We start from the raw sequence: 19,647 nt of genomic DNA, 5'->3' as shown, positions 1-19,647 counted from the left end.
CCCCCCCCCCCCCCCCCCCCCCCCCCCCCCCCCCCCCCCCCCCCCCCCCCCCCCCCCCCCCCCCCCCCCCCCCCCCCCCCCCCCCCCCCCCCCCCCGCTCCGGGGTCGGGTCTCAGGCGCCGCCGGAGCCGGAACCGGCGCCGAAGTCCTCGGGCGAGATCTGGTCGAGGAACTCGCGGAACTTCTCGACCTCGTCCTCCTGCTCGTCGGGGATCTCGATCCCCACCTCGTCGAGCAGCTCCTCGGCGCCGTAGATGGGCGCGCCGGTGCGCACGGCCAGGGCGACGGCGTCCGACGGGCGGGCGCTGACCACCCGGTCGTCGCCGAAGTCCAGCTCGGCGATGTAGATGCCGTCGCGCATCTCGGTGATGTTGACCGCCTCGAGGGTGGCGCCGAGGGTGCGCACGACCTCGCGGAGCAGGTCGTGGGTCATCGGCCGCGCCGGCCGCACGCCCTGCTGCTCGAACGCGATGGCGGCGGCCTCGACCGCGCCGATCCAGATCGGCAGGTACCGCTCCCCCTGCGTCTCCTTCAGCAGCAGGATCGGCTGGTTGCCGGGCAGCTCGACCCGGACCCCGACGACTCTGAGTTCCTGCACGGTGTTGCTCCTCAGCTGCGGCGGTACGGGGAGGCGCCGGTGGGCGGACGGCCGGTCCGGCGGCTGGGTCCACCGTACGCCGGACTCACGGGCGCAACAGGTCGCGCAGTCGCGCCTCCAGCAGCGCCCGGTGCAGCTGCGCCGACAGCGCCGCGAGCTCCGCCAGCTGCTCGGTGGCGCGGGCCCGCGCGTCCTCCGAGCGGGAGCGCAGCACCGGCGCGAGCAGCTGCTCGACCAGCGCCGCCTCCCGCTCCGCGCCGGTGCGGAACACCCGCAGGTGGCGCGGCTCGATGCCGTGCCGGGCCAGCCCGGCGGCCGCCCGCGCGACCGGCAGGTCGCCGGCCGGGTGCCGCCCGTCGGCGTCGGGGACGAGCAGACCGAACTGGACGTAGTCGCCCAGCTGGGCCGGCGTCAGCCCGGCCGCCGCGGCGAACGCGGCGGCCGGCATCGGCCCGGACGCCGCAGGCGCGTCCCCGTCCGGCCGGAGCTCGTCCGGCACGGCCGGGGCGGCCGGGTCCGGCACCGGCTCCCCCCGGTCGAGCGCGTCCAGGTGCTCCTTGATGACCCGCAGCGGGAGGTAGTGGTCCCGCTGCGCGGTGAGCACGTAGCGCAGCCGGTCGACGTCGGCCCGGGAGAACTTCCGGTACCCCGACGGCGTCCGCTCCGGGGAGACCAGGCCCTCGGCCTCGAGGAACCTGATCTTGCTGATGGTCACGTCGGGGAAGTCGTCCCGCAGGGCGCCCAGCACCGCCCCGATGGTCAGGCGGGGGGTGCGGGCGTCGGGCGCGCCGTCCCCGGACGCGCCGGCGGGCGCTCCGGGCACCGGGTCAGCGGGCGGCGGGCTCGCCGGTGCGCGGGCCGGTCAGGTAGACGAGGCGGAACTTGCCGATCTGCACCTCGTCACCGCCGGACAGGGTCGCGACGTCGACCGGCTCGCGGTTGACGTAGGTGCCGTTGAGGCTGCCGACGTCGTGCACCGAGAAGCCGCCGCCCTCGCGGTGGAACTCCACGTGCCGGCGGCTGACGGTCACGTCGTCGAGGAAGATGTCGCTGTCGGGGTGCCGGCCGGCGGTGGTGACGTCCTGGTCGAGCAGGAACCGGCTGCCGGCGTTCGGGCCGCGCTTGACCACGAGCAGCGCGGACCCGGCGGGCAGGGACTCGACCGCGCCGGCGTGCGCGTCGGCCGAGGGCTCGGCGGCCTCCGGGACGTCGCCGGTGTCCTCGCCGCCGACCTTGGGGATGACGCTCGTCGACTCCCCGACGCGCTCCTGGGAGAGGGCGGCGCCGCACTGCGCGCAGAAGCGACTGCCCTCGGGGTTGTCGTGGCCACAACGAGTGCAGTGCACGTCTGTCTCCTCCGGTGCAGGGGGCACCGCCGCGGGCATGGGGTCCTGCCGCGGGCGGCCGGCTGACGACGGCACCGGACGGTGTCGTCGCGGGTCGGCCGCCGTGCGGGGCACGGCGGGCCGTTGGTCATGGAACCAGCGGTGGTCCCGGGGGTCAACCGGACGCCGGGGGCGGTGTCACAGCTGTCCCACGGGGCCGTCGAGGGCCCGTTCCCAGGGGCAGCATAGTGATCGTCCCCGGCCGCCCGGGCGGCCCGGGGGGTGGTCAGGACGCGTCGACCAGCGCCTGGTAGGCGGCCGCGTCGAGCAGGCCGGCGGTGGGGTCGCCGCCGTCGCCGGCCACGGTGATCTCGACCAGCCAGCCGGTGCCGTAGGGGTCGGCGTTGATGGTCTCCGGGGCGTCGCCGAGGGCCTCGTTGACCGCCGAGACGGTCCCGGCCACCGGCGAGTAGACGTCGGACACCGACTTGGTCGACTCGACCTCGCCGATCGGGTTGCCGGGGCCGACCTCCTCCCCCACCTCGGGCAGTTGCACGAACACGATGTCGCCGAGGGCGTCCTGCGCGTGGTCGGTGATGCCGACCCGGACGACCGTGCCCGCCTCCCCGCTGCCCTGCACGAGCGCCCACTCGTGCTGGTCGGTGTAGCGGCGGTCGTCGGGCGTGCTCATGCGGTGTCGTCTCCAGGTCGGTCGTGGCCCTCCTGCAGGGGCCCGCGCCGAGCGGCAGCGAGGCGTGGGGGGCAGGAGGGTCCTTAGTCGGTGTCGGGCTGAGCGTATTGAGGCTCGTCGAGCGGCCGCAACGCGTCCACCACGACCCGGTCGCGCTGCTCGATGTCCACGCTGCCGCCCTGCCGGCCGACCCGGTCGACGACGCCGCCGGGGATGCTCATCGCCGTCTGCAGGTCCTGCGGGGAGCCGATGACGACGACCTCGTAGGGGGCGCTCACCGCCCGCCCGTCGACCTGCAGCGCGCCCGGCACGCCGGTGACGGCGGTGGAGACGCCGACCCGCACACCGTCGATCTGCATGGTCTCCGCCCCGGCGCCGCGCAGCTCCTGGATGGCGTCGAGGAGGTCGGCCACCCGCACCTGGGCCTCGGGGTCGCGGATGGTCATGACCAGGCCCGGCCCCTCGGCGGCGACGGTGCCGTTGAGGACGGCCAGGGCGTCGGCGCGCTCGTCGGCGTCCTCCAGGGCGGCGGCCGCGCGGCTGTCGGTGTCGGACAGGTCGCGCAGCGCGCTGCGCTGGTCGGCGATCTGGGCGCGCAACCGCTCCTCCTCGAGGTCGAGGTCGTCGAGGATCGCGACGAGCTCCTCCTCGCGGGCGCCTTCGAGCGCCTGGCCGGTGTCGGTGCTGCGCACCTGCACGGCGATCGCGAAGCCGAGCAGCAGGGTGAGGACGCCGATCAGCAGGCCGGCGACCACCCGCTGCCGGCGGCGCCGCGGGGCGGCCGGGGCCCGCTCCGAGGGAGGGGCGTCCTCCCCGGCGGGCGGCTCCGCAGCCGGCTCGGGCGCGTCGTCGGCATGCCCGGGCGCGACGTCGTCGTCGGCATGCCCGGGGACGTCCTCGGCGGGCTCGGGGGCGTCGTCAGCCGGCCTGGGGACGTCCTCGGCCGGCTCGGGGGCGTCGTCGGCCGGGGCGGTCCCGGCGGCCCGGGCCTCGTCGGGGCCGGCGTCGGTGACCTCCGGCCCGGCGTCGTCCGGGCCGGGCGGCCGCGGGTCGTCCCCGGCGGGACGCGGGGTGCCGCTCATGCCCGGAACAGGTGCCGGCGGATGGCCGCGGCGTTGCCGAAGATGCGGATGCCGAGGACGACGACGACCGCCGTGGACAGCTGCGCGCCGACGCCGAGCTGGTCGCCGAGGAAGACGATCAGCCCGGCGACGACGACGTTCGACACGAACGAGATGACGAACACCTTGGCGTCGAAGATCCCGTCGAGGCGGGCGCGGGCGCCGCCGAACACCGCGTCGAGCGCGGCGACCACCGCGATCGGCAGGTAGGGCTGCAGCCACAGCGGGACGGTGGGGTCGAGGACGAGGCCGAGCGCGATGCCGACGGCCAGGCCGATGACGGGGATCACCGCTCAGTCCCCCGTGCCGCCGGCGGCGGCCTCGGCCGGGGTGCCGGCGAAGGGCACGGCGGAACGCAGCTCGGGGACTCCCCCGGCGGGAACGGACAGCTCGTCCTCCTGGGCGAACTCGAAACGCAGGCCGTAGGTCTCCGAGATGACCGCCAGGGCGTTGACCTCGGCACTGGCCAGGAACCGGGCCCGGAGCCCGTCCGGGTCCCCGATGGCGCTGACGCGGTAGGGGTTGGTGACCGGGCGGAAGTCCACGAGGACCGCCTCCCCGGCGAAGCGGATCGCGGTGGTCGGGCCCAGCCGCTGGCCGTTGATCGACACCGCCTCGGCGCCGGCGGACCACAGGGCGTTGACCACCAGCTGCAGGTCGCCGTCGCGGACGTCGCCGCTGCCGTCGTCGTCGGTGCCGCCGACCGGGTCGGCGTCGGCGTCGGGCTCGGCGTCGGCCAGGGTGACCAGCAGGCCGGGCCCGGTGACCGCGTCGAGGCCGGCGGCGAGCTCGGCCGCGTCGAGGGCGTCGATGGCCCGCTGGCCGACGGTGCTGGCGGCCAGCGCGTCGTCGCGGGCGTCGGCGACCCGGCCACGCAGGTCCTCCAGCTCGGCGGCGAGGTCGTCGGTGCGGGCGGACTGGACGCCGATCTCCTCGACCAGCCGCGCGCGGACCTCGTCCTGCCCGGCCGCCCCGACGGCGGCCTGGTGGTAGGTCACGGAGAACAGCAGCCCGGCCAGCGCCATGGTCACCGCGACCGCCAGCGCCCCCCGCCGGCGGCGGGCCGGCGGCGCGTCCCCGGCGCGGGCCCCGGCGGCGCGGGCCTCGGCGGCGCGGGCGTAGGCGGGGTCGAGGGTCTCGGCGAGCACCTGGTCCAGCAGCGAGGCGCCCATGGAGCGCATCCCGCCGCGGGCCGGCGGGGCCGGCCGGGGAGTCGGTCGGGTCGCGGTCACGGCGCCGGGCGGGCCGGCGCGCCCACCCCGGACGGGGCCGTTCCCCGGGCCCGCGCCCGCTCGGTGCGCACGATCCCGGCCACCTGGACGACGTAGAGCACGCCGGCCAGCACGTAGAGCACACCGCCCCAGATGGTGAACGCGTAGGCGAACGGCTGGACCCAGGCCAGCCAGGCGCCGGTGGCGTCGTCGGCCAGCAGCAGCAGCGGGAACGCGTAGAGCAGGTTGAACGTGGCCGCCTTGCCCAGGTAGTGCACCTGCAGCGGCTCGTAGCGGAAGTGGCGCAGGACCAGCAGCATCAGGCCGAGCACCACCTCGCGGCCGACGAGCACCGCGACCACCCACAGCGGGACGACGTCGCGGAGCACGAACGCGATCAGCGTGGCGATGATGTACAGCCGGTCGGCGGCCGGGTCCAGCAGCGCGCCGAGGCGGCTGGACTGGCCGAGCACCCGGGCGAGCTTGCCGTCGGCCCAGTCGGTGACGCCGGAGACCATGAGCACCACCACGGCCCAGCCGTCCTCGTGCGGGCCCAGCAGCAGCCAGAGGAACAGCGGCACGCCCAGCAGCCGCAGCACCGACAGTGCGTTGGGGACGGTCCACACCCGGTCGGGCAGCTCGTTGCGGTCGGTCACCCGGCCCACACCCGCGTCCGGCCCCACGACCGCGCCCGCCATCGACCCCGGTTCCGGGGACGCCGGGACGGCCGACGGCCCCTGCGACGACGTCACTGCTCCTCCACCCCGCTGCACACCGTGCCCGAGGCTAGTCGACGGACCCCGCCGTTCCCCGCCACGCGCAGGCTCGTGGCGGGGTCCTGCAGCGGGGGCGCTACGCCGGGACGAGCAGCGAGGCGGGGGCCGGCTCGTGGCCCAGCGGGCGCCGGCTGAAGGAGCCGGTGCCGTGGCTGACCGAGCGCAGCGCCCCGGCGTAGCCGAGCAGCTCCATCTCGGGCACCTCGGCGCGGACGGTGGTGCGGTCCCGGTCGGGGTCGGCGTCGCTGCCGGTCACCCGGGCGCGCCGGGAGGACAGGTCGCTCATGACCGCGCCCACGTGCTCCCCGGGCACGACCACCTCGACCTCGCACCACGGCTCGAGCACCTTGGTGCCCGCGGCGGCCGCGAGCTCGCGGACCGCCAGCGCCCCGGCGGACTGGAAGGCCGCGTCGGAGGAGTCGACCGAGTGCGCCTTGCCGTCGACGAGGACGAACGCGACGTCGACCAGCGGCCGGTCGTCGTGCACCCCCTTGGCCGCCTGCGCGCGGATGCCCTTCTCGACGCTGCCGTGGTACTGGCCGGGCACCGCCCCGCCGACCACCCGCTGCTCGAAGGTGATGCCCGACCCCGGGGGCCCGGGCGTGGCCTCGACCACGACGACGGCGTACTGCCCGTGCCCGCCGGACTGCTTGACCAGCCGCCCGGTGGCCTTCGCCGGCGCGGCGAGGGTCTCGACCATCGGCACCCGCACCGGGACGGTGGTCACCGCGACGCCGTGCCGGGTGCGCAGCCGCTCGAGCAGCACCTCGCCGTGCGCCTCCCCCACGCACCACAGCAGCAGCTGCCCGGTGTCGCGGGAGCGCTCGACGCGCACCGTCGGGTCCTCGGCGGCCAGCCGGGCCAGCGCGGGCCCGAGCCGGTCCTCGTCGCCGCGGGAGGCGGCCTCGACCGCGACCGGGTGCTGCGGCACCGGCAGGTCCCAGGGCGGCACCAGCCGCGGGGCGCCGGGCGCGGACAGGGTGTCGCCGGTCTCGGCGGTGCTCAGCCGGGCGACGGCGCAGACGTCGCCGGCCGGGCAGGCGGCGACCGGGCGCAGCGCGGACCCGAGCGGGGAGGACACCGCGCCGATGCGCTCGTCGGCGTCGTGGTCGGGGTGGCCGCGGTCGGCGCCGCCGTGCCCGGAGACGTGCACCGGGGTGTCGGGGGTGAGGGTGCCGGAGAACACGCGCAGCAGGGAGACCCGGCCGAGGTAGGGGTCGGTCGTCGTCTTGACCACCTCGGCGACCAGCGGGCCGTCGGGGTCGCAGGCCAGCGCGGGGGCCCTGGCGCCGTCGGGGCGGGTGACCGGCGGGCAGCCGTGCTCGGCGGGGCTGGGGAAGCCGTGCACGATCAGGTAGAGCAGCGCGTCGAGGCCGATGCCCTGCAGCGGGGCGGCGCACAGCACCGGGTGGAAGTGGCCCCGGGCGACCGCGGTGCCCAGGTCGGCCATCAGGTCGCCCTGGACCAGCTCGTCGCCGGCGAGGTAGCGCTCCATGAGCGCCTCGTCCTCGCTCTCGCCGATGATCCCCTCGATCAGCTCGCCGCGGAGCCGCTCGGCGTCGGGGGCCTGCGCGCCGGGCTCGAGCAGGTTGACCATGCCGCGCACGGTGCCGTCGGGCGCCCGGTCGACGAGGTGGACCGGGTACACCCCCTCCCCGAGCGCCGTCTGGCACAGCCGCACGGTCTCCTCGACGTCGGCCCGGGCGCGGTCGAGCTGGGTGACGACGACGGCGCGCGGCATGCCGACCGCGGCGCACTCCTCCCACAGCTGCACGGTGGTCGCGTCGACGCCGCCGACCGCGGAGACGACGAACAGCGCGGCGTCGGCGGCGCGCAGCCCGGCGCGCAGCTCGCCGACGAAGTCGGGGCTGCCGGGGGTGTCGAGCAGGGTGATCCGGGTGCCGTCGTGCTCGACGGTGGCCACGCCGAGGGTCACCGAGCGCTGCTGGCGGACCTCGACGTCGTCGCTGTCGAGGCAGGTGGTGCCGTCCTCGACCCGGCCGGCGCGCACGAGCGCGCCGGTGGCCACGAGCAGTGCCTCGGCGAGGGTCGTCTTGCCGGCGCCGGCGTGGCCGACGAGGGCCACGTTGCGCACCCGGGCCGCCTCCCGTGGCTCCGGCGCCGGGACGACGTCCTTACCCACGGCGGCCGCCGGGCCGGTCGCTGTCCTGGACGGGGATGCGCACGGGGACCTCCCGGGCTCGCGGGATGTGGTGTGCACCACACCCTGCCCCGGGACGCGCGGGCCGGGCAAGCCCCTGCCGGGACTCAGTCCGCGGCGGTCCCGGCGGTGCTCGCGGCGGCCGAGCCGACGGTGACCCGGACGGTGCTGCCGGCCCACCCGGCGGGGGTCACGTCGCCGACGGCGGCGGTCACGTCGTCGCGGGTGCCCGCCGCCAGCGCGGCCATGACCAGCCGGGCGGCGGCGGCCGCGGGGCGCCGCTCGGCGGCCAGCACCCGCTGCAGGGTGGCGGCCGGGACGACGCCGGACAGCCCGTCGGAGCACAGCAGCAGCCGGTCGCCGGGCTCGGCGCGGACGGCGAGCAGGTCGGCCCGGCCGGGGTCGGCCGAGCCGCCCAGGGCGCGCAGCAGCACCGAGCGCATCGGGGAGGCGGCGGCCTCCTCGGGGGTCATGTCGCCGGAGTCGACCAGCGCCTGCACCAGGGAGTGGTCGGTGGTGAGGCGGGTGAGGACGCCGGCGCGCAGCACGTGGGCGCGGCTGTCGCCGACGTGCGCGACGACGACCCGGCCGTCGCGGGTGAGCACGGCCGCGGTGCAGGTGGTGGCCATGCCGGCCAGCGCGGGGTCGGCCGCGGCGGCCGCGCGCACGGCGGCGTCGGCGGCGGCGAGCGCGTCGCCGAGCCCGGCGTCGGGCGCGGCCTCGGTGCCGTCGGCGCGGGCCGCGGCCGCGCGCGCGACGACCTCCTCCACGGCCAGGCGGGCCGCGGTGGCCCCGCCCCGCCCGCCGCCCACGCCGTCGGCGACCACCAGCAGCGCGGGACCGGCGGACCCGGCGTCCTGGTCGGCGCCGCGCGGGCCGGCCAGGGAGACCGCGGCGGGGTCGAGGACCAGCCGGTCGCGGCCGGCCGGGTCCGGCGGCGGGACCGGGCGTCCGCCGGGCGCCTCGGCCGCGGGGAACCGCGGCAGCGGCACGGACGGGGCGGTCACGGGCGACAGCATGGACTGCCGTGCGCGGTTCCGGAGGGTGACGGCACGCGCCGCCCGGCGGGGACCCGGCGCCCTCGACGTCACCGTGTGGTGCCCGTCCTCACCCCGCAGCGCGAGGTCGGGCACCGCGCGGTGGGGCGGGCCGGGAGACTGGGGCGGTGACGAGCGCGACGGGCGGGCACGCGGCCGGGCGGGACCAGGAGAGCAGCCGGGCGCACGCGGGTGCCGCGGGAGGCCGCCGACGGGCCGCCGCCGTGGGTGGCCGCGTGCGGGACGCCGGTCGCCGTCGTCCAGGGGGCGTGGAACGGCCGGCGCGGGCTGGGCTCGGACGACGTGTGCCCGGAGTGCCGGCGCCTGGTCCCCGCCTGAGAGTCCCGGCTCACGGTCGGCGCTGAGCCGGGACGCGGCACGAGCAGGCCGGCTGGTCATGCGCGGACACCGCCGGCCGGCTCGAGCGCGTCGTCGTCCGCGGGCTCGGCGACGGCGGCGCCGGGCAGCCGCACGGTGAACACCGTCCGCCCGGGCCGGCTCGCCACGCCGACGGTCCCGCCGTGCCCGGCCACCACGGCCGCGACGATCGCCAGCCCGAGGCCGGTGCTGCCGTTCGCCCGCGAGCGCGCCGAGTCCCCGCGGGCGAACCGCTCGAACACCCCGGCCTGCAGGTCGGCGGGCACGCCCGGGCCGTCGTCGGCGACCTCGAGCACCGCGGTGCCGTCCTCGGCGCGCAGCCGGGTGGTCGCCGTCGTCCCGGCCGGGGTGTGGGTGCGGACGTTGGCCAGCAGGTTGGCCAGCACCTGGTGCAGCCGGGCAGCGTCGCCGGGGACGAGCACCGCCGCGCCGGGCAGGTCCACCCGCCAGCGGTGCGCGGGGCCGGCGGCGTGCGCGTCGCTGACGGCGTCCATGACCAGCCCGGTGAGGTCCACCGTGCCGACGGCGAGCTCGCGGCCGGCGTCGAGGCGGGCGAGCAGCAGCAGGTCGTCGACCAGGCCGGACATGCGCACCGCCTCGGCCTCCACCCGGCGCAGCGAGGCGTCGGCGTCCTCGGGCAGCCCGCCGCGGCGGCGCACCAGCTCGGTGTAGCCGCGGATGGAGGTGACCGGGGTGCGCAGCTCGTGGCTGGCGTCGGCGACGAACCGGCGCAGCCGGGTCTCCGACGCCTGCCGCGCGGCGATGCCGGACTCCACCGAGTCCAGCAGCCGGTTGAGCGCCGCGCCCACCCGGCCGACCTCGGTGCGCGGGTCGGTGTCGGCGGCCGGCACCCGGTCGGGCAGCCGCACCTCGCCGCTGGACAGCGGCAGCGCGGCGACCCGCCCGGCGGTGGCCGCGACGCGGTGCAGCGGGCGCAGCGTGCGGCCGACCACCACCGACCCGGCGACGCCGGCGGCGAGCAGTCCCAGCAGCCCGGCGACCACCTCGACGGCGACCAGCCGGACCAGCGCGGCCTCGGCCGAGGCCAGCGGCAGGCCGGTGACCAGCACCTCGCCGTCGCCGGCGGGCGCGGCCACCACCCGGTAGTCCCCCAGCGGGCCGAGGTCGACGGTGCGCGCGGCCCCGTCGGCGGGGACGCCGGCCAGCGCGGCGGCCTCCCCGGCGCTCAGCGCCTCGCCGTCGCCCGCGGTCCCGATGACGGCGGCCTCGGTGACCGTGCCGTCCACGACGCGCGCGCCGAGCGTGCCGTCGCCCTGGCCGGGGACGAGCAGGAAGTCCGGCCCCTCCCCGAGGTCGGCGGAGCCCGGGCCGCCGTCGTCGGCGTGCGCCGAGCGGGTCACGGCGGCGGCCAGCCGGTCGTCGACCTGGCCGAGCAGCTCGCCGCGGACCGCGGCGGTCGCCGCCACCCCCACCACGACGAGCACGAGGGCCAGCGGGACGAGGAAGACCCACAGCAGCCGTGCCCGCAGCGAGCGGGGCCGGGCCCGGCCGGGGAGGGCGTGCGTCGTCACGGCGACCACGGTCCGCGCCGGAGCTGCGCGTTCCCTGGACGCGGGGCGGGAGTCGGCTGGGTCCTCCGCGCCACGCCGCGCCGCCCGCCGCCGCGCCTGTCAGAGTCGTCGGTGATGACGACGGGGACCACCGACCTGACCCCTCCCGCGGCACCGGCGGGCCTGACCGCGGCCGAGGCGCGGGCGCGGCACCGGCGCGGTGAGGGCAACGTCGCGGTCAGCGCGTCCTCGCGCAGCTACGCGGTCATCCTGCGCACCAACGTCTTCTCCTTCTTCAACGTCATCCTGTTCACCATCGGCGCGGCGCTGCTGGCGCTGGGCCGGTACAGCGACGCGTTCACCAGCGTCGGCCTCGGGCTGGTCAACGCGGCGATCAGCGCGGTGCAGGAGATCCGCGCCAAGCGCAAGCTCGACCGGCTGCAGCTGCTCGCGCGCGGCACGGTGACGGTGGTCCGCGACGGCGCCGACACCGAGGTGCCGCCGCAGGAGGTCGTGCTCGGCGACGTGCTGCGGCTGCGCCCGGGCGGGCAGGTCGTCGTCGACGGGCCGGTGCTCGCCGGGCGGCTGGAGGTGGACGAGTCGCTGCTGACCGGCGAGTCCGAGGCGCTGCCGAAGGAGCCCGGCGACGACCTGCTGTCGGGCTCCTTCGTCGCCGGCGGCGGGGGCGTGCAGCTGGCCCGCGAGGTCGGCGCCGCCTCCTACGCCGGGCGGCTGACCGCCGAGGCGCGCCGGGCCTCCACCGACCGGACGCCGCTGCAGCGGCGGATCGACTTCGTCGTCCGGCTGGTCATGCTGCTGGTGCTGCTGATGAGCGTGACGATCCTGGCCCAGGCCGCGCTCGAGGGCTTCACGCTGGTGCGGACCGTGCAGACCACCGCGGTGCTGTCCGGGCTGGTGCCCTACGGGCTGTTCTTCCTCGTCGCGGTCGCCTACACCGTCGGCGCGGCGAAGAGCGCCGGGCGCGGCGCGCTGGTGCAGCAGGTGAACGCGGTGGAGTCGGTGAGCAACGTCGACGTCGTGTGCACCGACAAGACCGGCACGCTCACCACCGGCCGGCTGTCGCTGGCGGAGGTGCGGCCGGCCGGGCCGCTGCCGGCCGCCGAGGTGGAGCGGCTGCTGGGGTCGATGGCCCGCAGCGCCGCCGGCAACCTGACGACGGCGGCGCTCGCGCAGGCGCTGCCCGGTGAACCGGTGCCCGTCGCCGAGGAGGTGCCGTTCTCCTCCGCGCTGCGGTGGAGCGCGCTGCGCACCGCCGACGCCGTGCTGGTGCTCGGCGCCCCCGACACGCTGGCGCCGCGGCTGTCCGGCGAGCCGCTGGGCGCCCCCGTGCGCGAGCTGACCGGGCGCGGGCTGCGGGTGCTGGTCCTCGCCCGCGCCGACCGGGACGCACCGCTGCGCGACGGCGCCGGCCGCGCGCGGCTGCCCGACCTGGAGCCGCTGGCCGTCGTCGCGCTGGCCGACGAGCTGCGCCCCGGCGTCGTGGACACCCTCGCCCGGCTCACCGCGGACGGCATCGCGGTCAAGGTGGTCTCCGGCGACGACCCGGCCACGGTGGCGGCGCTGGCGCGGCAGGCCGGCCTGGAGCCCGGCGAGCCGGTGGCCGGCCCGGCGCTGGCGGGGCTCCCGGAGGCGCAGCTCGGCGACGTCGTGGCGCGGACGACGGTGTTCGGGCGGATCGCCCCGGAGCAGAAGGAGCAGCTGGTCGACGCGCTGCGCCGGGCCGGCGGCTACGTGGCGATGGTCGGCGACGGCGTCAACGACGCCCGCGCGCTCAAGCGGGCGCACGTCGGCGTGGCGATGGCCGGCGGCAGCGCGGTCACCCGCGACGTCGCCGACATCGTGCTGACCGGCGACTCGCTGGCCGCGCTGCTGCCGGCCGCGCACGAGGGCCGCCGGATCATCACCGGGATCAGCACCTCGATGCAGGTGTTCCTGGCCCGCGTCGGCACGCAGGGGCTGGTCATCCTGGCCGTCACCATGCTCGGGCTGGGCTTCCCCTACTCCCCCGCCAACGTGGGGCTGACCCTGCTGACCGTCGGCGTCCCGACGCTGTTCCTCACCGCCTGGGCCCGCCCGTCCCCGCCCGACCCGCACCTGCTGACCACGCTGTGGCGGTTCGTCGTGCCGGCGATGCTGGTGACCGCGGCGGCCGGGGTCGCCGTCTACGCCCGGCACTACACCGACCTGCTGCAGGGGTTCACCGACGACGCCGTCCCCTCGTTCGTCGTCGAGGACTTCGAGGCCTACACCGGCGTGTCCTCCGACGACGTGGGCTTCGCCGAGGCGGCGGCCACGATCGGCGCGCAGACGGCGCTGTCGACGTTCGTCTCCTACGCCGCGTTCCTGCTCGTCCTGTTCCTCAAGCCGCCCAACCGGTGGTTCGCCGCCTGGACCCGCCCCGACGGCGACCGCCGCCCGGCGCTGCTGGTCCTCGCGCTGGTGGTGGTGTTCTCCGCCGGGCTGTTCTGGCCGGCGTTCACGACGTACTTCGGGCTCACCGAGGCCGCCGACCCGGTGTTCGAGACCGTGCTGCCCGCGCTGGTGCTGTGGTTCGCGGCGCTCACCGCGGCCTACCGGTTCCGGCTGCTCGAGCGGGCGCTGGGCCTGACCGGGGTGGTCAGCCCGCTGCAGCCGCCGGGGTCACGGGACCCAGGAGCTCGGCGAGGGTGAGCGCGGCGGCGCGCGGCCGGTCGACGACGAGGACCTCGCCGGGCGCCGGGCCCGCTGCGCGGTAGCGGTCCCAGCGGCCGGCGTGCCGGCGCATCCGGCCCTCGGGGATGCGGCGGCCGCGGATGCGCTGGCCCTCGGCCGCGTCGTCGGCGGAGACGTCGAGCAGCACCAGGCGGACCGCGCGCCCGGCCCGGCGGGCCGCCCGCAGCACCACGGGGCGCCACCAGCGGCTGGTCCACGGGTCGGTGAGGACGACGACGGGCGCCGGGCCGGCGAGCACCCGGAGGACGCGCAGCCGGTGGGCGGTGTGCACCACGGGGCGCGCCAGCCGGTAGGGCACCCGGGAGCCGGTGCGCCAGCGGGCCGCGACGTCCTCGGAATCGACCGCGGCGACGCCCGGGACGCCGTCGCCGAGCACGCGCCGCACCAGCGTGGTCTTTCCGCTGCCGGGCAGGCCGCCGACGACGACCAGCGTGCGCGCCGGCGCCGGGGGGCGGTCGTCGGGCCGTGTCGGCAGTGTGGTGGTCACGGGTCTCCTCCTCCGGGCGCCGGCCGTCGCGGGGCGTGCACTCCGGCGGAGCGGCGGACGGTACCGGCGCGGCGCCCCGCGGAGCCGTCCCGCGTGCGCGGGACCGGGGGTGCAGCGCGGCGCCGTCCTCCTCAACGGAGGACGGCGCCGCGGGGTGCCGGGGACGGTCAGTCGCCCTCGCCGTCCGCGCCGTCGCCGTCCGGGCCGCCGCCCTGCGGGCCGCCGCGGCCGCCGCGGGGGCCGTCGAGGTCGACGTCGGTGCTCTCCACCAGGTCGGTCACGCGGCTCTCCAGGTCGGCCGCGCGCTCGTCGGCCTCCTCCTGGGTGAGCCGGCCGTCGGCGACGGCGTCGTCGAGCCGGTCCTGCCCGGCCTGCACGAGCGCGGCGACGAGGTCGTCGACCGCCACGCCCTGCTCCTCCGCGACCGAGGCGAGACCGGCGCCGTCGGCCTCGAGCGCGGTGCGCAGGTCGTCCTCGGACAGGCCGAGCGCCCCGGCGGCCACCGACAGGTCCAGGCCGCGGCCGGAGCCGCCGTGGCCGCGGTCGCCCAGGCCCGCCTCGCCCAGCGTGGTGGCGACCTCGTCGGCCTGCTCGGCGGTGATCGACCCGTCGTCGACCAGGCCGGTGAGGGCGTCGCGGATGCGGTCCACGGCCGAGGTGGTGGTGGTCGTGTCGTCGTCGGCCATGGCCGGGGCGGCGAGGGCGAGGCCGCCGACGGCCAGGACGCCTGCCGTGGTGGCGAGCACGATCTTCTTGCGCACGGGGTTCTCCTCGTTCGGGTGGCCGGCACGTCCGGCCGTCCTCCCGACCGTGCGGGCCGTTCCTGTGGCGGACCTGTCAGGCGGCCGTGGCGGGACTGTGGACCTCTCCGCGGCGGGCCTGCGCCGGCCGCGGCGTGTGCAGCAGCACCGCCGCGGCGTTGGCCAGCACCACGACGCCGATGCCGGCCCACTCGTGCAGCTCCAGCACCTGCCCGAGCAGCACCGCGCCGGCCAGCGCCGCCCACACCGGGTGCGCGCTGCACAGGACGCCGAAGGCGCGCGGGGGGACCAGGCGCAGCGCGACCACGTCGGCGGCGTAGGGCACCGCGGAGGCGAGCACCCCGGCCGCGACGGCGCACGCCAGCGGCGCGCCGGTGAGCCGCTCCTGCACGACGAGGACGACGACGACCGGGGTGACGGCCAGCGCGCACAGGGCGGTCGCGAGCGCGGGCGCCTGCAGCCCCGGCAGCCGGGCGCCGGCCACCCGGTTGAGCAGGATGTAGGACGCCCAGCAGCCCGCGGCGGCGAGGCCCAGGCCGATCCCCGCCCAGTCGCTGGAGCCGCCGGGCAGCACGAGCAGCCACACGCCGCCGGCCGCGGCGGCCGCGACCAGCAGGTCCCGCCGCGACCGCGACCCGGCCAGGGCGACGGCCAGGGGCCCGAGGAACTCCAGGGTGACCGCGAGGCCCAGCCCGATCCGCTCGATCGCCGAGTACAGCGCCAGGTTCATCCCGCCGAGGACGGCGGCCAGGAGCAGCACCGGCCACCACTGCGGCCAGGTCAGGCGGTGCACGGCCGGGCGGGCCAGCGGCAGCAGCACCGCGGCGGCCACCCACTGCCGCACCGCGACCACCCCGGCGGGGCCGACGGCCGGGAAGGCCTGCGCCCCGAGGGCGGCACCGGTCTGGTTGCTGGCGGAGCTGACCAGCAGGGTGGCGAGGCCGCGGGCGGTCCCCGACCGGGCGGGCGCGGGCGGAGCGGAGGGGACGGGCACCCGACCCATCCTGGGCACGCCGGGCGCGCGGGGGAAATGCCGATCCCGCACCCGGCGATACGGTCGGCGTATGGATCCGGAGGTGCGGCAGCTGCGGGCGCTGCTGGCCGTCGTCGACACCGGGACCTTCACCGCCGCCGCGGCCGCGCTGCACACCACGCAGGCCTCGGTGTCGCGGACCGTCGCCGCCCTGGAGCGGACCCTGGGCACCCGGGTCCTGCACCGCACCACCCGCGCGGTCACGCTCACGCCGGCCGGCACGCGGGTGGTCGCGCACGCCCGCCGCGTCGTCACGGAGGTCGCCGCGCTGCGGCGCGCCGCCGAGCAGGGCCGCGGGGAGCTGCGCGTCGGCTACGCCTGGGCGGCGCTGGGCCGGCACACCGCCGCGGTGCAGCGCGAGTGGGCCCGGACCGCGCCGGGCGCGTCGCTGGTGTTCGTGCACTCCAACACCCCGACCGCCGGGCTGGCCGAGGGGCTGGCCGACGTGGCCGTGCTGCGCCGCCCGCCGGCCGACCCGCGGCTGCGGACGGCGCTGGTGGGCACCGAGCGGCGCTACGCCGCCCTGGCCGCCGACGACCCGCTGGCCCGCCGCCGCAGCCTGCGGCTGGCCGACCTGACCGGCCGCGTGCTGGCCTCCGACGGCGCGACCGGCACGACGACGGCGCGGCTGTGGACCGCCCCGCACGCGCCGGCGGAGATCCGCGACATCCGCGGGGTGGACGCGTGGCTCACCGCCATCGCCGCCGGGCAGGTCGCCGGCGTGACCGCCGAGGGCACCGCGCGGCACCACCCGCGGCCCGGCGTCGCCTACCGGCTGCTGCGCGACGCGCCGCCGGTCGAGGTCCGGCTGGCCTGGTGGGCCGACGGCCTGCCGCCGGGGCTCGCCGACCTCGTCGAGGTGGTCCGCGCGCGCCTGTCCGGCGCTCCGGCTCCCGGCTGACCTGCGCAGAGACGACACACGGATGTCCCCCGCGCGACTCCTGTCTGGTCCAGGCTGGGCCCGTGCGCGCCGTCCGCCCGTCGCCCGGGCGCCCGCGCCGGGGTCCGCTGGAGCGGCTGGTCCTCGGCGCGCTCGCGGTCGTGCTCGCGTCGGTGCTGGTGGTGACCGCGGCGGGCGTGCTGGCGGTGGCGCTCTGGGCCCGGGACGCCGACGGGGACGGACCCGGCACCGTGCGGGCCGCCGTCGCGCCGCGGGACGCGCCCGCCGCCGCGGTCCGCGGCATGGGCGCCGCCGGGGAGGCCGCCGTCCGCGTCCCGCCGCCGGTCGCCGTCGACGACGGGGGGGTGCTGGCCGCGGTCGACGCCGCCGCCGGGGCGGCGGACGGCACGGTCGCGGTGGCGGTGCTCGACGCGTTCGGCCGGCCGCTGGTCTCCGGTCCCGCCGCCGGGGACGTCCGGCTGTCGGCGTCGCTGGTCAAGCTGCTCGTCGTCGGCCGGCTGCTGGCCCTGGACGCGGCGGGCGCGCTCGACCTCGGCGAGGGCGACCTGGCGCTGATGGAGTGGGCGATCGTGACCTCCGACGACGGCGCGATGAGCACCCTGTGGGACCGCTACGACGGCGCCGCCCTGGTCACCGCGACCGCCACCGACGCCGGCCTGACCGCCACCGCCCCGCCGCGGACCGCCGGCCAGTGGGGCGAGGCGACGCTCAGCGCGGCCGACGTCGCCGCCCTGCTCGCCGGGCTGGCCGACACGCTCGGCGAGGGGCCGGCCGCCACGCTGCTCGGCTGGATGCGGGCCACCGCGCCGAGGGGGGCCGACGGGTTCGACCAGGCGTTCGGCCTGCTGGCGGGCGGCACCGGCGTGGCGGCCAAGCAGGGCTGGATGTGCTGCATCGACGGCCGGCGGCAGCTGCACTCGGCCGGCGTGCTGCCCTCGGGCACCGTCGTCGTCCTGCTCGGCGACTTCCCCGCCGGGACGTCGTGGGGGCGCGCCCGCGCCGCCCTCGACTCCGCCGCCGCGGCGGTGCGCGCCACGCTCGGCTGAGACACCCAGGGAGTACACAGGCGGGGCCCAGGCCCTCCGGAGGGTGCGGGGGCAGCGTGCCGTCATGGACCGCGACACCGCGCCCTGGCTGTTCGACCCCGCAGCGACCCGCGCCCTCGTGCTGGCCCGGCGTTCCCCCGGCGACGGGCCGGTCGGCGACGTCGTCTCCGACGTGGTCTGGGGCGAGGTGGTGCGCCTGCTGCGCTGGGCGGCCGCCGGGGAGTCCGGGCCCCCGGAGCTGCGGCGGGGCACCTGGTGGCGGCTGGCCGCCGAGAGCGCGGCCCTCCTGCGCCGGCTTCCGGCGCTGAGCGCGGAGATCGACCAGCCCTGGTCGCTCGTCCCGCCGGCCCCCGCCGAGCCCGGTGTCGACCCGGCCGGGCGGATCGGCCGGGGAGCCCACCGGCTCACCGAGCTGCTCCGCTCCGGCGAGCCCGTCCCCCTGCGCGTGCTGGCCGCCGAGGTCGACGCGCTCGGCGAGGCGGCCGTCCAGGCGATCGCCGCGACGTCGTTCCCGCCCTAGACAGACGTCCTATCGCGATATATCGTTACTGTCATCCGATACGTCAGGAGGCAGTCATGACCCACGACCCACGCTTCGAGGGGTGGCGGCCCGGGGGCCGCGGCTCCGGACACGGCCACGGCCACGGACACCACGCGCACGGCCACCGGTCGCACGGGTTCGGCCCGGGCGGGCCCGGCGCCGGGGGCGCCGGCCCCTTCGGCTTCGGCTTCGGCGGCCCGGGCGGCCCCGGCGCCCGGCCCGGTCCCGGCTTCGGCCCGGGGTTCGGTCCCGGCTTCGGCCCCGGCTTCGGGCCGGGCTTCGAGCCGGCCGCGGGATGGCGGCGCCGCGGCGGCCGCGGGCGCGCCCCGCGCGGCGACGTCCGCGCCGCCGTCCTGCTGCTGCTGGCCGAGCAGCCCATGCACGGCTACCAGCTCATGCAGGCGATCGCCGAGCGCAGCGGCGGCCGCTGGACGCCCAGCCCCGGGGCGATCTACCCGACCCTCAGCCAGCTCGAGGACGAGGGCCTGGTGACGGTGACCGCCGACGCCGGCCGCAAGCTCGCGACGCTCACCGACGCCGGCCGCAGCGCCGTCGAGGAGCTGCGCGGCACCGGGAACGACCCGTTCGGCGGCGGCCCCGAGGGCGCCCCCGCCGCCGACCTGCGCGGCCTGCTCGAGCAGCTGCACGGCGCGGTCCGCCAGGTGGCGCGCACCGGCACCGAGGCGCAGCTCACCGCCGCGGCCGGCGTCCTCGCCGAGGCCCGCCGGGCGCTGTACCTCCTGCTCGCCGACGGGCCCGACGGCACCCCGGGCGCCGGCGCGCCGGAGACCCCGCAGGGCTGACCCGCACGCGCGCCGAGGCCCCTGCCGCACCCCGCGGCGGGGGCCTCGGCGCGTCCGGGGCGGGGCACCCCTCCCCCACCGCACCCGGCCGGGGCATCGCTACGTGCACGAGGCGCGGCCGGGGCCCGCCTCGGCGCGCGGTGTGCGCACTCCCCGCCCGACCACGGCGGAAGTTGGGGATAACGGTCGTCCGGCGGCGGGGCCGCTGCGGCCGGGCACGCCCGCACCCGGCCAGGGGGGCCGTCCCGTGAGGGACGACCCCCGGGGTCAGGTCCCGGCCGGCTCGGGGATGACGGCGCAGGTGCCGGCCGGGTAGAAGACGCCGGTGTGCCCGTCGGCGTCCCACTGGACGACGTACGGCGGCGCCCCGCCCTGCCCGCGGACCTCGAGCACCCGTCCGGTGCGGTCCGGCTCCCCCTGGTGGGTCGAGCGGACGACGATCCTGTCCCCCACGCGCGCTTCCACGGCGACCTCCCGGCGGTGGCTGGCCCTGTTCGCTGCTCGTCCTGGCGGGCCCAGCCTCCCGCTGCCGC

At 78.4% G+C, this 19,647-nt stretch carries 21 protein-coding genes; 6 read left to right on the top strand and 15 right to left on the bottom strand.

Annotated elements, in window-relative coordinates:
- Positions 1-112: 112 nt before the first annotated feature.
- The 10 genes from ACI8AA_RS18830 to ACI8AA_RS18785 all read right to left on the bottom strand — a co-directional run bounded on the left by ACI8AA_RS18830 (position 113) and on the right by ACI8AA_RS18785 (position 8,890).
- A complete protein-coding gene (locus ACI8AA_RS18830) occupies positions 113-598 on the bottom strand; it encodes a bifunctional nuclease family protein (RefSeq protein WP_387988177.1) in 486 nt (161 codons plus the stop codon).
- 85 nt (positions 599-683) lie between these two features.
- Positions 684-1,421, bottom strand: coding sequence for a transcriptional regulator FtsR (gene ftsR, locus ACI8AA_RS18825; protein ID WP_457045912.1), 738 nt, complete (start codon positions 1,419-1,421; stop codon positions 684-686).
- Between the two features lie 4 nt (positions 1,422-1,425).
- A complete protein-coding gene (odhI, locus tag ACI8AA_RS18820; RefSeq protein WP_387988175.1) occupies positions 1,426-1,944 on the bottom strand; it encodes an oxoglutarate dehydrogenase inhibitor Odhl in 519 nt (172 codons plus the stop codon).
- 265 nt (positions 1,945-2,209) lie between these two features.
- Positions 2,210-2,614, bottom strand: a complete 405-nt coding sequence (gene gcvH, locus ACI8AA_RS18815) for a glycine cleavage system protein GcvH (RefSeq protein ID WP_456929622.1) — start codon at positions 2,612-2,614, stop codon at positions 2,210-2,212.
- An 83-nt stretch (positions 2,615-2,697) separates the two neighbouring features.
- Positions 2,698-3,696 carry a DUF881 domain-containing protein gene (locus ACI8AA_RS18810; RefSeq protein ID WP_457045911.1) on the bottom strand — a complete coding sequence of 333 codons (999 nt, stop codon included), beginning with the start codon at positions 3,694-3,696 and terminating at the stop codon, positions 2,698-2,700.
- The gene (locus ACI8AA_RS18805) at positions 3,693-4,025 is read right to left on the bottom strand and encodes a small basic family protein (protein WP_387988172.1); all 333 of its coding nucleotides are present in this window, start codon (positions 4,023-4,025) and stop codon (positions 3,693-3,695) included. Before ACI8AA_RS18805 ends, ACI8AA_RS18810 begins: the two co-directional genes overlap by 4 nt.
- Positions 4,026-4,028: 3 nt before the next feature.
- Positions 4,029-4,907 carry a DUF881 domain-containing protein gene (locus ACI8AA_RS18800; RefSeq protein ID WP_457045910.1) on the bottom strand — a complete coding sequence of 293 codons (879 nt, stop codon included), beginning with the start codon at positions 4,905-4,907 and terminating at the stop codon, positions 4,029-4,031.
- 56 nt (positions 4,908-4,963) lie between these two features.
- Positions 4,964-5,602, bottom strand: coding sequence for a CDP-alcohol phosphatidyltransferase family protein (locus tag ACI8AA_RS18795; RefSeq protein WP_457045909.1), 639 nt, complete (start codon positions 5,600-5,602; stop codon positions 4,964-4,966).
- Between the two features lie 196 nt (positions 5,603-5,798).
- The gene (locus ACI8AA_RS18790) at positions 5,799-7,865 is read right to left on the bottom strand and encodes an elongation factor G-like protein EF-G2 (protein ID WP_457045908.1); all 2,067 of its coding nucleotides are present in this window, start codon (positions 7,863-7,865) and stop codon (positions 5,799-5,801) included.
- A 125-nt stretch (positions 7,866-7,990) separates the two neighbouring features.
- The gene (locus ACI8AA_RS18785) at positions 7,991-8,890 is read right to left on the bottom strand and encodes a PP2C family protein-serine/threonine phosphatase (protein WP_457045907.1); all 900 of its coding nucleotides are present in this window, start codon (positions 8,888-8,890) and stop codon (positions 7,991-7,993) included.
- A gap of 222 nt (positions 8,891-9,112) precedes the next feature.
- Between ACI8AA_RS18785 and ACI8AA_RS18780 the strand changes: the two genes are divergently transcribed.
- Positions 9,113-9,259: a hypothetical protein gene (locus tag ACI8AA_RS18780; protein ID WP_457045906.1), complete on the top strand. Its 147-nt coding sequence runs from the start codon at positions 9,113-9,115 to the stop codon at positions 9,257-9,259.
- Positions 9,260-9,315: 56 nt separating this feature from the next.
- Here the strand turns inward: ACI8AA_RS18780 and ACI8AA_RS18775 are convergent, their stop codons facing one another.
- Complete coding sequence (locus ACI8AA_RS18775; RefSeq protein WP_457045905.1) at positions 9,316-10,830, bottom strand: sensor histidine kinase; 1,515 nt, start codon at positions 10,828-10,830, stop codon at positions 9,316-9,318.
- Between the two features lie 114 nt (positions 10,831-10,944).
- Between ACI8AA_RS18775 and ACI8AA_RS18770 the strand changes: the two genes are divergently transcribed.
- Positions 10,945-13,500 (top strand): HAD-IC family P-type ATPase, encoded by a 2,556-nt coding sequence (locus ACI8AA_RS18770; RefSeq protein ID WP_457045904.1) that lies wholly within the window; start codon positions 10,945-10,947, stop codon positions 13,498-13,500.
- Here the strand turns inward: ACI8AA_RS18770 and ACI8AA_RS18765 are convergent.
- The 3 genes from ACI8AA_RS18765 to ACI8AA_RS18755 all read right to left on the bottom strand — a co-directional run bounded on the left by ACI8AA_RS18765 (position 13,448) and on the right by ACI8AA_RS18755 (position 15,784).
- The gene (locus tag ACI8AA_RS18765) at positions 13,448-14,029 is read right to left on the bottom strand and encodes an AAA family ATPase (protein ID WP_457045903.1); all 582 of its coding nucleotides are present in this window, start codon (positions 14,027-14,029) and stop codon (positions 13,448-13,450) included. The genes ACI8AA_RS18770 and ACI8AA_RS18765 overlap by 53 nt on opposite strands.
- A gap of 167 nt (positions 14,030-14,196) precedes the next feature.
- Positions 14,197-14,790, bottom strand: a complete 594-nt coding sequence (locus ACI8AA_RS18760; protein WP_457045902.1) for a hypothetical protein — start codon at positions 14,788-14,790, stop codon at positions 14,197-14,199.
- Positions 14,791-14,866: 76 nt separating this feature from the next.
- Positions 14,867-15,784 carry an EamA family transporter gene (locus ACI8AA_RS18755; protein WP_457045901.1) on the bottom strand — a complete coding sequence of 306 codons (918 nt, stop codon included), beginning with the start codon at positions 15,782-15,784 and terminating at the stop codon, positions 14,867-14,869.
- Positions 15,785-15,854: 70 nt separating this feature from the next.
- On the opposite strand from ACI8AA_RS18755, the gene ACI8AA_RS18750 reads away from it, so the two are divergent.
- From ACI8AA_RS18750 to ACI8AA_RS18735, 4 genes are all read left to right on the top strand, one after another.
- Positions 15,855-16,724 (top strand): LysR family transcriptional regulator, encoded by an 870-nt coding sequence (locus ACI8AA_RS18750; protein WP_457045900.1) that lies wholly within the window; start codon positions 15,855-15,857, stop codon positions 16,722-16,724.
- A 62-nt stretch (positions 16,725-16,786) separates the two neighbouring features.
- Positions 16,787-17,770: a serine hydrolase gene (locus ACI8AA_RS18745; RefSeq protein WP_457045899.1), complete on the top strand. Its 984-nt coding sequence runs from the start codon at positions 16,787-16,789 to the stop codon at positions 17,768-17,770.
- Positions 17,771-17,834: 64 nt separating this feature from the next.
- Entirely contained in the window at positions 17,835-18,290 is a 456-nt protein-coding gene (locus ACI8AA_RS18740; protein WP_457045898.1) for a hypothetical protein, read from the top strand.
- Positions 18,291-18,346: 56 nt separating this feature from the next.
- Positions 18,347-19,114 (top strand): PadR family transcriptional regulator, encoded by a 768-nt coding sequence (locus ACI8AA_RS18735; RefSeq protein WP_457045897.1) that lies wholly within the window; start codon positions 18,347-18,349, stop codon positions 19,112-19,114.
- 267 nt (positions 19,115-19,381) lie between these two features.
- Here ACI8AA_RS18735 and ACI8AA_RS18730 read toward each other — a convergent pair whose 3' ends face one another.
- Positions 19,382-19,579 (bottom strand): DUF1918 domain-containing protein, encoded by a 198-nt coding sequence (locus tag ACI8AA_RS18730; RefSeq protein WP_457045896.1) that lies wholly within the window; start codon positions 19,577-19,579, stop codon positions 19,382-19,384.
- Positions 19,580-19,647 lie beyond the last annotated feature (68 nt).

It is taken from the genome of Geodermatophilus sp. SYSU D01180, from assembly GCF_054050415.1.
This window is presented reverse-complemented; position numbering and strand designations above follow the sequence as displayed.